The sequence below is a fragment of the uncultured Sunxiuqinia sp. genome (assembly GCF_963974515.1).
Classification (GTDB): Bacteria; Bacteroidota; Bacteroidia; order Bacteroidales; family Prolixibacteraceae; genus Sunxiuqinia.
The window spans coordinates 1-13,052 of record NZ_CAXBDD010000033.1; the positions used below are offsets into that span (position 1 = coordinate 1).

A 13,052-nucleotide genomic window follows, 5' to 3' on the forward strand; every position below is an offset into this window, starting at 1 on the left:
TATTTATGAAAATTAAAAAGGAAACCCTTGAAATTCGGTCCGCTCCCCGGGAAACAATAAACCGCGGGGTGAAGTGTTTAAATACGCCATGACAACAACAAAAACTTTCCGATCTCAGTGGGTTCCCTTAACTTTTACTATGTCTTTTCACTGTTTGGCTAATCTTTCGTTCTGTTATAACAACGAATATTGAAAGAAGTTTGCCAAATCTTTTAAAACATATTTTTGCATGCCCTGGAGTTATCTGATTGGTCCGGCAAAGTTTTCTACATCGCGTGCAGTGATGGACTTATCGCCGAGGATAATCAAACGTTCAATGACGTTGCGAAACTCCCGAATATTTCCGGTCCAGTTGATTCGCTTCAGATTTTCCAGAGCTTCGTCGGTTATGGTCTTTTCGGGCATACCGTACTCTCCACAAATTTGTTTAATGAAATGACTGGCTAGATCGGGGATGTCTTCTGTCCGCTCATTTAAAGTAGGAACATGAATCAGAATAACACTTAGCCGGTGATACAAATCTTCGCGAAAATTATTCTTCTCAATTTCTTCACTCAGGTTTTTGTTGGTGGCTGCTACCACACGTACATCTACTTTTATGGGCTTGTCTCCACCCACACGGGTGATAAAACTCTCCTGCAGGGCACGCAGTACTTTGGCTTGGGCCGAAAGGCTCATATCGCCAATTTCGTCCAGAAACAGCGTGCCTCCAGTGGCTTGTTCAAATTTTCCTTTGCGTTGCTTGACGGCCGAAGTAAAGGCTCCTTTTTCATGGCCGAACAGTTCACTTTCAATCAATTCTGACGGGATGGCGGCGCAGTTTACCTCCACAAACGGGCCCGAAGCCCGGTTACTATGGTCGTGCAGACGGCGGGCGACCAACTCTTTGCCCGTTCCGTTTGATCCGGTGATCAATACTCTGGCATCAGTTGGCGCTACCTTGTCAGCCATGTTAATGACTTTTTGAATGGCTTCGGAGTTGCCTACAATGGCGTATTTTTTATTGACCTTCTTTTTAAGGACTTTTGTTTCGGTAATCAGGTTCGATTTATCCATTGCATTTCGAATGGTAATCAGCAACCGGTTAAGATCCAATGGCTTCTCAATGTAATCAAAGGCACCTTTCTTAATCGATTCAACAGCAGTGTCGATGTTTCCATGTCCGGAGATCATCACCACGGGCACATCGGGTGCCAGAATCTGAATTTTTTCAAGCACTTCGATCCCGTCCATTCCGGGCATCTTAATGTCGCACAACACGATGTCGTATTCGTTTTTGCGCACCAGATCAATGCCTTGTTGTCCGTCATCAGCCAAATCAACTTGGTATTTTTCATACTCCAGAATATCTTTTAAGGTACTTCGAATGCTTCGTTCGTCGTCGATCACTAGTATTTTTGACATGGGATTTGATATTTATTTTTTGTGATTGTGCTTTTCTGATTAGATATCAAAATTAATCATAAATCCATTCGAACAAAATGCCTTCGCGTAAGGCAAAGTCGGTTTGGATAATATTTCTGATATCCAGTTTCTGGATGACCAGCCGGATCAGGATCAATGCCGGGACAATCATTTCCACCCGTAAAGGCTCCATTCCGGTCATCCGGTCGCGTTGGGCTTTGGTCGAAAAGATTACTTTGTCGGTGATCCTGTTGAAATCGGCCAGCTCGATAATTTGTTGTTGACGGATTTTGGTGCCGGGAGCAGTGCCATCAATCAGGTCGGCTACAGTGTCGAAAGCCCCCGAACAACCAATCAACTGGCTGACTTGTTTTCCATCCAACTGTTTCCAAAGGCTTTGCATGCCGGTGTCAAACCATGATTCGATGGCTTTTGCTTCGCTTGGTTTAATCGGATCAGAGACCAGACGTTGCTCCAGTACACGAGCCATGCCAAGCGGAAAACTTTCTTTGTGCAAGATCTGGTTGTTTTGGATTTCAATGAATTCGTTGCTGCCCCCTCCAATATCCATAACCAGCGTGCGGTTGGGAAGGTTTTCGAAAGCCAGTTTGACACCTTTAAAAATGAGTTCTGCTTCCCGGTCTCCTGTTATAGTCTCCAGCTGCAGTCCGGTCTCCCGCAGTAAGTGCGTTTCGAAATCGCTTTTATTGGCAGCATCGCGAACCGCAGAGGTAGCAATGGTAACTACTTGGTCTACCGCGAATTGGCTGATGATTTCCAGATGGCTTTTTAGTGCCTGAGTAGCGCGCTCAAACGCTTCAGGCATGAGCATTTTTTTCTTAATGCCGCCTTTCCCGAGCTTCACGCCAACTTTTCCTTGGTACAACAGGGTGTATTGTTGTTGGTTGATTTCGGCAATCAACAGGTTGCAGGTATTCGTTCCCAGATCGATAACAGCCAGTTTCATATCTTTTGAATTTATTGACGTGAATTGATTTTACTGAATCGGCTGCAGGCAGACGTTTATCCTACCGGCGTTCCAGTTTAAATGGTGACAGCGGGTGCCAGTTGACCCCAACATTAATGGAGCTATAGTAATAGTGTTGCAAACCGGTTTGGTATTCCATAAAATAGTTGAAAACATTATTGTTCAGCACCAGTCGGCTTTTGAGTAAAATAGGTCGATCTTCGCCATAATATTTCCATCCGTTGTATCCTGAAAGGCCAACACCTAGGTCGACTGATTTGTAGGTGAGCTGGCTGTCCAGTCCCCAAAGTGCCCCTTCGTTTTGCTCCAGGTCGGTTTGGTTGGTTTGCCAAATGTATAAGCCGGCCATACCATGGATTCGACCACCGAAATGGCCGTGTTCAAATATTTGCTTGCCCAGGCTGACATAATGCCAGTGGGCTGGGAGATCTGTTGCCCTTCCGTCGTAAACGGATCCACTGGTTGTTTTTAATGCGTTTACGAGCATCATGTCCGGCCAGAACTTTCGGCCGTGTAGCACTTGGATGTATGTGCTTAAAATGATGTCGCCCCGGTCAGCGGTCCATCCCGGATCATCTTTGTAGATCTGAAGAATGTCGCGGACTTCGTTAGTGGTATGAAAATGTTCCAACATGTTCCATTCCACTTCGAAAGCCATAAAGTTTTGCACCACAGGAAAACGAAAGTTCAGCATGAAGCTGCGTCCGCTGTCGCCTCCGCCATCCCTGAAATAATGATCGGTCGATAGTCGAAACAGCAGGTCGGTGCCTACCAGTCCGTTTAAAATATCGGGAACGGGAAGCGCATTCGGCCCCATGGTGCCCGGCGCAAACAGCATGGTGCTGAAGTCGGTTGTTCCACGGTAATATGGGATGAAATTCTTGGTGCTTTCGCGCTGTGCAGTTAAACTATTCCAACTTAGCAAAAGAATAAAAAGAAGCGTTTGGTATCTTATCATTGTGTGTTAATACAGAAAACCGCTAAGATAATTCTTTTTACAAACATCTGCCTTGGTAGTGAAGATCAATCTGCCTCCAACAGCATTCGCTATTCACGTGGTCGTATGCTTCTTCTCCATTTTTGTTTGGTATCAGCTTTTGAATTTAAGCGCAAAGGATATTCTAAATTTCGATCTTCAGAATGGTGTCAATTTTATTTTTTTTATCTGACGGAATTTGTAGCACAACTCCTTCTTCTGATTTTTTGTACTTCACCTTAGATCCATCATCAAAAAAGGTAATCGATTTTATTTTTTGCTCCAGTGCCGGAATTTCAAGCATTTCCTCCGCCAGTTCCAGTATATGGACGTAAATTGTGTTCCCTTTCTTTGTGGTCGCACCCCACTCACTCGGTCTAATGGGCCCTTTGCGGGTGCCGTAAAGGGCCTCGCCGTATTGTTTCAGCCAATTGCCCATCACCATAAGCGTATCGACATTTTCGGGTTGAATCTTGCCATTGGGCATAGGACCAGTGTTGAGCAAAAAATTAGCTCCGTGTCCAGCTGCTTTTACCATGGTTTGAATCAACTGTTTCGAGGTTTTATAATTGTTGTCTATGAGATTAAACCCCCAACTTCCGTTCATGGTTTCACACATTTCAAGTGGTAACTCAGAGATGGTTTCGGTTTTGTTGAATCCCATCGTGTTTTCGCCGGGTAAATCGCGTTCAAACATCTGGAAGTCTTCACCCGGAAAAGGAGCAATGTGGTGATTGCTGCCAATCATCGCGCCTGGCTGCAAGTCGTGAATCAAGTTGTAGGTCTCTTCCAATCGCCAATCAGCATCAGGTTTGTCCCACATCCCGTCAAACCAAATGCCGCCAATTTCGCCGTAGTTGGTTAGCAATTCCGTCAGCTGGGCGTTCATGTAGTCGATGTATTGGTTCCAGTCGCCACTTTGTGGGCGTCCGGTATAATCTTTTCCTGTACGTCCTCGGGGAAAATAATCCGGGTGATGCCAATCCAATTGCGAATAATAAAAGAAAAGTTTGATGCCTTGCTTGTCGCACTCGGCTTTTAACTGTTTGAGCACATCTTTGCCGTAAGGCGTTTGAGCTACAATGTTGTAGTTGCTTACTTTTGAATTATACATGGCAAAGCCGTCGTGGTGCTTGCTGGTGATGGTAATGTATTGCATGCCGGCTTTTTTGACCATTGAAACCCATTCTGCAGGGTCGAATTTGGTCGGATAAAAAAAGGAAGGCAATTTTTCGTACTGCTCAATAGGAATTTGCTTTTGGTTCATGATCCATTCGGCGATTCCCTGGTCGCCACCTCCGGCCATTACGGAGTATACACCCCAGTGAACAAAAAGGCCAAATTTAGCGTCCTGAAACCATTCGCGGTTTTTCAGGTTCTCGTCAGTTGGAGTATAACCGTTTTGGGCGGATGTGTTGATCGACAGGAGCAGGAACATGACCAGATAGTTTAGATTTTTCATTTTGCTTTGGTTTAGATTTACTGTGCTGTGTTGTGCTGATAAATTTAGAATAAAAATTTGAAACTGGCACATATCGTTTTGGAAATTTAGAATCGAAACATTTTTATCGATCTCTGGCTCCTCATTTTTGATTTTTTCGATATATGCCAGCAAGGTTCCAATTATAAATTGTTTGATATGCTTGAATCGTCCATGGAATTATTATCCCGTCCAATGGGGCCTTTAGACCAGGGGATCTTCTCATTTTCCTGAATGTGACGCAGAATTGCATGATGCAGACGTTTGTAATGTTCAGAGCTTTCCATCAGCGGGATTACTTCATGGGGGTCGGTCGTTAGGTTGTACAGTCGAAATTTTTCGGTTGGCCTGTTTTGAACCAGCTTATATGCTCCTTGTCTGGCTGCATGGCAAGCTTCTCCGTTGTGATCTCCGCCTTCTCTGCAAGTCCAGAATATGGTTCTTTCTTGTTGAAGAGGTATGCCTTGTAATATGCAGGTGCTTAAATCTTTGCCATCAGGGCTGTGGTTCATGGGAACTTGAGCGAAGCTACACAGGGTAGGAAAGAGATCCATGGTCACGCTGATTTGGTGTGAGAGGCTGCCTTTTTTGATTTCTTTTTTCCAAAAGATACAGGCTGGAACACGGATTCCTCCTTCAAACAAATCGAGTTTTCCTCCACGCAACTTTCCGTTTGATGCACCGGATTCTAAAATTCCTCCGCTGGTTGAGGTGAAAATTATGATGGTATTTTTAAGTTGGTTGGTTTCATTCAACGCTTGGATGACTCGCTTGATCCCGTTGTCCATTTGTTCAATTAATGCAACGTGTTTTGCCCTGGCGGAATCCAGTGCTGGATTTCGGACTTGGACTCTTTGCAGGTGGTTTTCATCGGGCTGTAGCAAAGGGCCTGGCACATTGTAAGACAAATAAAGAAAAAAAGGCTTACCGGACTCCGCTTCACGGGAAATGAAATTGGCCGACCAATTGGAAAATAAGTCGGTGGTATGACCGGGAGGATTGATTTCATTTTCGTTGAAGCGCATATAATTTACCCCGTCGTGCTGGTGGTTATAATAATCATCGATTTCATCACCCAGAAACCCCATGAAAAGGTCAAATCCTTGTTCGTTTGGGAGGTTGGGAGCGTCAAAGCCAAGGTTCCATTTGCCAATTAAAGCAGTTAGATAGCCCGCTTTCTGAAAGTGGTGAGCCATTGTCGTTTCACAGGTGAAGTAGCCCCAGCTATTTTGCGAATCGTTTCTGATCGTCCCGGGCACACCAACCAATGCCGGGTAGCACCCCGAAAGCAAGGATGCCTGCGTTGGAGAACTTGTAGTGGAGTTCGCATAAAATTCAGTGAAAATTAGACCATCGGAGAAGAGTTCGTCAATGGTTGGTGTTTGAATATCGTCCGCACCCATGATCGAGAGGTCGCCGTATCCTAGATTGTCTGCGGTGATAATCAGTATATTCGGTTTTTGGTGCTTTCCAAAAGCTGAGCCATCGGAGCTGACGGGAATAGACAGCAGGACACCGATGAAGCTGATCAATATGAATGTATGAGCAAAATGTTTCATGGCGCTGAACAAAACGGGTAAAAATCAATTTCCCATAAAATTATTAAATCGGACGCAGGTAAACACATTTTTTAGATGATATAATTTTAAAAAAACAGTGAAGAATAAATTTTTGCCGTTGATCTTGATGGACGAGACTTTTTTTTCGATTTTACGATTGTAAAAATAACGTTGCTATAAGTGTCTGTACAAAAAGATATTGTGAAGTTTGTTTAAATTATATGGAAATATCTTAAACAAACTTAATTTTGGCTTGTTGGTTAATCTTGAAAACATTTTGGAGGAATGATAATGAAAGTGAATGGCTTTGTAAAAACAAATCAACAAGGATCTAAGTCAAATGGTCAGATTAATGGGACTGAAGTTAGAAATATAGTTGATACCGATATCATTGGTGATAACCATATTGCCACGTCGATTGATACACCCATGCGTGAAGATGCTTTTGTGCTGAGCGACGAACAAAAAATAGCAACCATTGAGGTTAAGTTTAGGGAGATCATGGAAACTCTTGGACTGGATTTGCGGGATGACAGCCTGAATGGGACACCACACCGTGTGGCAAAAATGTTTGTGCAGGAGATATTTAGTGGTTTGAACCCTGGAAACAGTCCCAAAATATCAGTTTTCGAAAATAAGTTTCAATACGGGGAAATGCTGGTTGAAAAAAATATCAACTTGAATTCAACTTGCGAGCATCACTTTTTACCCATTGTTGGTAAAGCGCACGTGGCTTATGTGTCAAGTGGCGAGGTTATCGGCTTGTCAAAGATAAACAGGATTGTCGATTTTTTTAGCCGACGCCCTCAGGTGCAGGAGCGCTTAACGGTTCAGATTGCGAGTGAATTAAGAAGGATTTTGAAAACTGAAGACATTGCGGTTGTCATAGATGCCAAACACATGTGTGTTTCATCCCGAGGAATTGAAGATGAAAGTAGCTCAACAATCACCGCTGAGTACAGTGGGGTTTTCAAGCGACAAGATAGGAAAGACGAATTTTTGAAATACATTGCCTTGGGGAGATAATTGACTTCAGCTGATTAGGAGGAAACCTCACGCGTCGCGGGAGGTTTTTTTATTCCTGCGAATTCAAATGGGCAAGTTGGGGGTGCATTGAACGGAACCTTTTGGAATAGTTCTTGTATGATAAGATAGAAAAATTCAAGACTATGACAAAAACTTTACTTTACCTCACATTTTCAATGTTTTTACTACTTTTTGGAAGCGCAGGGGCACAGGAGGTTTCCATACTTGATAAAGAAGACTATCAAATTGAGAAAATTTATCCGAATCCAGCTACGGAGTTTGTGTTTGTTGACATCTTGTCGAAAAATTATGCCGTTGTACAATTCGAACTTATCGATATATTGGGTAACACGATCAAAAAATGGGATAAAATGGAATTGACTCCAGGCAGACAAAAGATTCGACTCGAATTGCAGCGTTTCAAAGCAGGGTTTTATTTGCTAAAGGCCAATATGGACGGGCAGGTTGCTATTAAGCGGATTCGTAAGCTTTAGTAGTCTGTCTGCTTAAATTTACATTCTTTCATTATCCTCTGATTGACTTCAACGACTTACCGTGCAATGATTTTGTGGAAAACTGTGGTTAAATCTCCCCTGTTTTATATTATGAATTGAAGCAGAATTCTTGCGGCATGATATAAAGCAGTTTATTTCTCCGACTTCTTTTTTTATCTTGTATGAAATTCCATGCAGATTGATATGAAGGTGATTTTGGAAAACATCAAAGAATTGGTGCAAGTGGAGGAGAAGGCGAGAGCCTGGGTTTCTGGCAAGGATATGAAAGAGCTGAAGGTCTTGAGAGATGCCTTTCTGGTAATTAATGATGACCAGATTGAAAATTTTGGGCTGATGCAGGATTTCAACGAAAAGTTGGTGGAAGGGGCGGAGATGATTGTGGAAATTGACTGTGCCGGAAAAATTGTGATGCCTGGTTATTGTGATTCGCATACCCATTTGGTGTTTGCTGCCAGTCGCGAGCAAGAATTTGTTGATCGAATTAATGGCCTGAGCTACGAAGAAATTGCCAGGCGGGGTGGTGGGATCTTAAATTCAGCAAAGCGCATGGAGAAGGCATCGGAAGATGAGCTGTATTTATCTGCGATGACTCGCCTCGAAGAAATAAAGCAATTGGGAACAACCGCTGTGGAAATCAAGAGCGGCTACGGCTTAACCGTGGAATCAGAGTTGAAAATGCTGCGGGTGATTAAGCGCCTAAAGGAAACCAGTCCATTAATAATTAAATCAACTTTTTTGGGTGCTCATGCCATGCCGGTTGGATATAAATACAACCGGCAAAAATATATCCAACTGATTATTCACGAGATGCTGCCCGAAATCAGGCAACAAGGCTTGGCTGATTATCTGGATGTTTTTTGCGATCAGGGCTTTTTCTCAGTCGAAGAAACCGCTCAATTGCTTGAAGCAGGATTAAAATATGACCTTCAGCCAAAGATTCATGCCAATGAATTGGGGTTGACTGGTGGTGTTCAGGTTGGAGTTCAGTACCAGGCACTTTCAGTTGATCATCTCGAACACATTGGTGAAGCCGAAATTGAAGCCTTGCTTGGCTCCGAGACTATGCCGACAGTTCTTCCCGGTGCTGCATTTTTCTTGAACTTACCGTTGTCGCCCGTTCGCGAAATGATGAACGCCGGCTTACCCATCGCCTTGGCCTCAGATTTTAATCCAGGCTCTTCACCTTCCGGAAATATGAATTTCATTCAGTCGCTGGCTTGCGTCAATTATAAAATGACTCCGGAAGAAGCCATCAATGCCTGCACGATTAATTCAGCTTATGCCATGGGGATTGAAAAATACTGCGGAAGTATCTGCCGTGGAAAACTAGCCAACCTGTTTATCACAAAAGAGCTTCCGACCTATGCTGCAATTCCATATTATTATGGAAGCAATCCGGTTGAGACTGTCATCATCAATGGTGAGATTTATTGACATAAAACTACAATTTAGTTGATTAGACCTTCAGATTAAAAATCAAATTATGAATCAGTTAATTGAGTGTGTACCCAACTTTAGCGAAGGAAGAAATCCATCGATTATCAAACAAATAACAGATGCAATTGAACGCGTTGAGAATATAAAATTGCTTAATGTTGATCCGGGCTACGCCACCAACAGGACGGTCGTCACCTTTGTCGGAAGTCCAGCCGCTGTCATTGAAGCCGCTTTTCTGGGCGTAAAGAAAGCGGCGGAGTTGATCGATATGACCAAGCATCATGGTGAGCATCCTCGTTTTGGTGCAACCGATGTTTGCCCTCTGGTTCCGATTGCTAATATCACGATGGAGGAAACGGTTGAATATGCCCGGCAATTGGGCAGGCGAATAGGTGAAGAGCTTGAGATTCCGGTCTATTGTTACGAATTTGCAGCTCAAACTGAAGAGCGCCGCAGTTTGGCTAACTGCAGGTCCGGCGAATATGAAGGGCTTCCCGAAAAATTAAAAAATCCGAACTGGAAACCAGATTTTGGGCCGGCTAAAATGAATATTAAAGCAGGAGCAACAGCGGTGAGCGCCCGAAATTTTCTGATTGCGTACAATGTGAACCTCAATACAACTTCAACGCGACGAGCCAATTCCGTAGCTTTTGATGTTCGCGAAGCTGGCCGCATAAAGCGCGAAGGTAATCCGGTGACTGGAAAGATAGTGACCGATGAAAATGGGGAGCCGGTTCGGATTCCCGGCCGTTTAAAGAAAGTGCGTGCCATCGGCTGGTTTATCGAAGAGTATGGAATTGCTCAAATTTCGATGAACCTGACTGACATTACGGTCACTCCAATTCATGTCGCTTTTGAAGAGGTTTGTAAGAGCGCAGAAAGTCGTGGTTTGCGGGTTACTGGTTCTGAATTAGTCGGCCTAATTCCGTTGCAGGCAATGCTTGATGCCGGAAAATATTTTTTGAGCAAACAACAACGATCCACCGGCATTTCCGACGCTGAACTGATCAAAATTGCGATCAAGTCGATGGGGCTGGATGAATTATCAGCGTTTAACCCGCGCGAGCGTATTATTCAATATCTACTGGAAGATCAGTCGGCTAAACTCAAGGATTTGAGTTTACAAGCGTTTGCAGATGAAACAGCCTCGGAGTCGCCGGCACCAGGTGGTGGTTCGATTTCAGCCTATGTGGGGGCGCTAGGCGCTGCCTTGGGTGGAATGGTTGCCAACCTTTCGGCACACAAGCGTGGCTGGGATCATCGTTGGGAAGAGTTCTCCGCCTGGGCTGAAAAAGCGAAAGCTAGCCAAAACGAATTGCTCAGGCTGGTGGATGAAGATACAAGGGCATTCAATCAGGTAATGACTGCTTTTGGGATGGCCAAATCGAACAGCGAAGACCTTGAAATCCGTAGCAAGGCGATTCAGCAGGCAACTTTAAATGCTATAAAAGTGCCTTTACAGGTGATGAAAATAGCTTTCGATTCGATGGAAGTGATTGAGACGATGGCGAAAATTGGAAACCCCAATTCAGTTTCTGACGCAGGAGTGGCAGCACTTTGTGCGCGAACTGCCGTTCATGGCGCATACCTTAATGTGTTGATAAATCTGGGCGGATATAAGGATAAAACAGAAGTAGCAGCGTTGAAGCATGAAGCGACCGAAATCCTGTACCAAGCCGAAACCCGTGAACAGCTTATTCTGAAACGGGTAATGGAAAAAATCAACGGTGAATCGTAATTCGGTTTGGTAAATGCATATCTGCCAGACTGCATTCAATTGTTGCAAAAGTCGTTTTTTTTTGTGTCGTTGGGCCAGACTTTGGGTATTGATAAATTACAGGAAATCAGCGATTCGGTTTAAATCGTCAACTTTGTTTTGATAGCCCAGGGACTCATAACTTTCAATCAGGCTCTCCAGTAATTTTTTAATCATGAACTTGTCTTCACATGGTTCATAAAAATCGTCTGTTCCAAACTGTTCATTCCGGTTCAGAAAAAATTCCACCTCCTTGCGACCAATGATGGCGCCCTTATTGGACGGATTGATGTAGAACAGAATGGATGATTTGTAATCACGACCATGGACTTCATGGGCCATTTCCGGATCCACGTACGCCAGTAGCGGTGTTTTTGGGAAGTTGACAAACTCAACCGGAAACTTTAACTCCCGCGCAATCAGTGCGTATAAAATAGCTACCGAAATAGCATTCCCTTTTTTCGTTTCAAATAGTTGATTGATATAGCAATTTTGGGGTGAATCCAAATGATTCAGATTGACTGAGAATTTGTTTGTGTCGTAAAAAATGTGGTTTAATACGGTGATTTTTTCAATCGAGGTCAGTTTATTGCTTATTTCGAGCCAGACATCATTTGAAATCTTTTGAATCTTTGATTTAATCGCTTTCAGTTTCAGATCCGGGTATTGGTATTGGCTAATCAGGAAAAAGCCCTCGAACAAATCGACTTGTTTTTGATTGCCCCAGTTCAGAATTTTTGTTCTGGTTTCGGCAAATTGAATTTGTTGAATGAGATTTTCGATTCGCGATTGGATCAGTTCATCGAGACTGGTTTCCCATATTTGCTCCAATTGCTGAATAATTCGTCCATCTTCGCAGAGCAGTTGTTGCTCAACTTCTTCAAAAACTGCCTCGTCCGGATCATCCAGCAAAGCGATTAATGCATGTAGCCGTTCTTTCTTCATCCTTGACAAACGATTAAGTGGTTAGTTTATCTAAAACAAGCTGGATCAATTTTTCCATATAAGGGTGATAGTCTTCGCTGGCTTGCTTTGTTGTCCGGTTGGCAATGATCAGACATACAGTTAGCGCTTTGTGCCCGAGTAAAGCAGAAAGACCGTAAATCGCCGAACATTCCATTTCATAATTGGTTATCCGGAAATCGTTATAATAGAACCGTTCAATTTTATCATTTAAACATGGGTCGGCTGTTTCCAGCCGGAGTACCCGGCCTTGAGGGCCGTAAAAACCCGGTGCTGAAATGGTTACTCCGTCGTGAAAGCTTTCTCCTCTCAAAAGCCGGTACAAATGGTCTGACGAATCAACCACATAGGGCTTTCCCAAGTGCGGACTCCAGTCGGTATGAGCAATGAAATTCCGCTCAAAATCCATGTCGGAGATGCATTCTCTGTCGGCATAGAAATTCAGCAACCCATCAAAACCAATGGCTTTTCGGGATAAGACGAATGAGTTCACTGGCAGATCGTTTTGAAGGGCACCTGAGGTTCCAATGCGGATAATCTTCAATGAGCGCTTCACTTGCTTAACTTCTTTTGATTCCAAATCGATGTTGACAAGGGCATCCAGCTCGTTCAGCACAATGTCGATGTTGTCTGTTCCGATCCCCGTGGAAATTACCGTCATTCGGGTGTTTCTATAAGTTCCGGTAGTGGATACAAACTCCCGGTTTCTAATTTTGAATTCGATGCTAGAAAAATGGGATGCGATTAATTCAACGCGGTCAGGATCTCCAACCAAAAGGACTGTATCAGCTACTTGTTCCGGTTTTAAATGGAGGTGAAAAATGCTTCCGTCCTTATTAATAATTAATTCTGAGGAGCCAATCATATAAAAATGATTTTTTTATCTGGTCAAATCTAAACAAAAAAAGTTGATTTAACCAAGTCCTTGTTGTTATGAATCAAGCATTT

Annotated in this window: 11 protein-coding genes; 4 read left to right on the top strand and 7 right to left on the bottom strand. The window is 43.5% G+C overall.

Annotated elements, in window-relative coordinates; translation table 11 throughout:
* Positions 1-240: 240 nt before the first annotated feature.
* The 5 genes from AAC033_RS09495 to AAC033_RS09515 all read right to left on the bottom strand — a co-directional run bounded on the left by AAC033_RS09495 (position 241) and on the right by AAC033_RS09515 (position 6,407).
* Positions 241-1,404, bottom strand: coding sequence for a sigma-54 dependent transcriptional regulator (locus AAC033_RS09495; RefSeq protein WP_339737420.1), 1,164 nt, complete (start codon positions 1,402-1,404; stop codon positions 241-243).
* A 52-nt stretch (positions 1,405-1,456) separates the two neighbouring features.
* Entirely contained in the window at positions 1,457-2,371 is a 915-nt protein-coding gene (locus tag AAC033_RS09500) for a phosphatase (protein ID WP_339737422.1), read from the bottom strand.
* A gap of 61 nt (positions 2,372-2,432) precedes the next feature.
* A complete protein-coding gene (locus tag AAC033_RS09505; protein ID WP_339737424.1) occupies positions 2,433-3,350 on the bottom strand; it encodes a hypothetical protein in 918 nt (305 codons plus the stop codon).
* Positions 3,351-3,513: 163 nt separating this feature from the next.
* Positions 3,514-4,830 carry an alpha-L-fucosidase gene (locus AAC033_RS09510; RefSeq protein WP_339737426.1) on the bottom strand — a complete coding sequence of 439 codons (1,317 nt, stop codon included), beginning with the start codon at positions 4,828-4,830 and terminating at the stop codon, positions 3,514-3,516.
* A gap of 161 nt (positions 4,831-4,991) precedes the next feature.
* Positions 4,992-6,407 carry a sulfatase-like hydrolase/transferase gene (locus AAC033_RS09515; RefSeq protein WP_339737428.1) on the bottom strand — a complete coding sequence of 472 codons (1,416 nt, stop codon included), beginning with the start codon at positions 6,405-6,407 and terminating at the stop codon, positions 4,992-4,994.
* 285 nt (positions 6,408-6,692) lie between these two features.
* Here AAC033_RS09515 and folE point away from each other — a divergent pair, with 285 nt between their 5' ends.
* From folE to ftcD, 4 genes are all read left to right on the top strand, one after another.
* A complete protein-coding gene (gene folE, locus AAC033_RS09520) occupies positions 6,693-7,433 on the top strand; it encodes a GTP cyclohydrolase I FolE (RefSeq protein ID WP_339737430.1) in 741 nt (246 codons plus the stop codon).
* A 143-nt stretch (positions 7,434-7,576) separates the two neighbouring features.
* Positions 7,577-7,927 (top strand): T9SS type A sorting domain-containing protein, encoded by a 351-nt coding sequence (locus AAC033_RS09525; RefSeq protein ID WP_339737432.1) that lies wholly within the window; start codon positions 7,577-7,579, stop codon positions 7,925-7,927.
* A 192-nt stretch (positions 7,928-8,119) separates the two neighbouring features.
* Entirely contained in the window at positions 8,120-9,382 is a 1,263-nt protein-coding gene (gene hutI / locus AAC033_RS09530) for an imidazolonepropionase (RefSeq protein WP_339737434.1), read from the top strand.
* A gap of 49 nt (positions 9,383-9,431) precedes the next feature.
* Positions 9,432-11,123 carry a glutamate formimidoyltransferase gene (gene ftcD / locus AAC033_RS09535; RefSeq protein ID WP_339737436.1) on the top strand — a complete coding sequence of 564 codons (1,692 nt, stop codon included), beginning with the start codon at positions 9,432-9,434 and terminating at the stop codon, positions 11,121-11,123.
* A 96-nt stretch (positions 11,124-11,219) separates the two neighbouring features.
* Here ftcD and AAC033_RS09540 read toward each other — a convergent pair whose 3' ends face one another.
* Positions 11,220-12,086 carry a transglutaminase-like domain-containing protein gene (locus AAC033_RS09540; RefSeq protein WP_339737438.1) on the bottom strand — a complete coding sequence of 289 codons (867 nt, stop codon included), beginning with the start codon at positions 12,084-12,086 and terminating at the stop codon, positions 11,220-11,222.
* A gap of 13 nt (positions 12,087-12,099) precedes the next feature.
* Complete coding sequence (locus tag AAC033_RS09545) at positions 12,100-12,969, bottom strand: nucleoside phosphorylase (RefSeq protein ID WP_339737440.1); 870 nt, start codon at positions 12,967-12,969, stop codon at positions 12,100-12,102.
* Between the last annotated feature and the right edge of the window lie 83 nt (positions 12,970-13,052).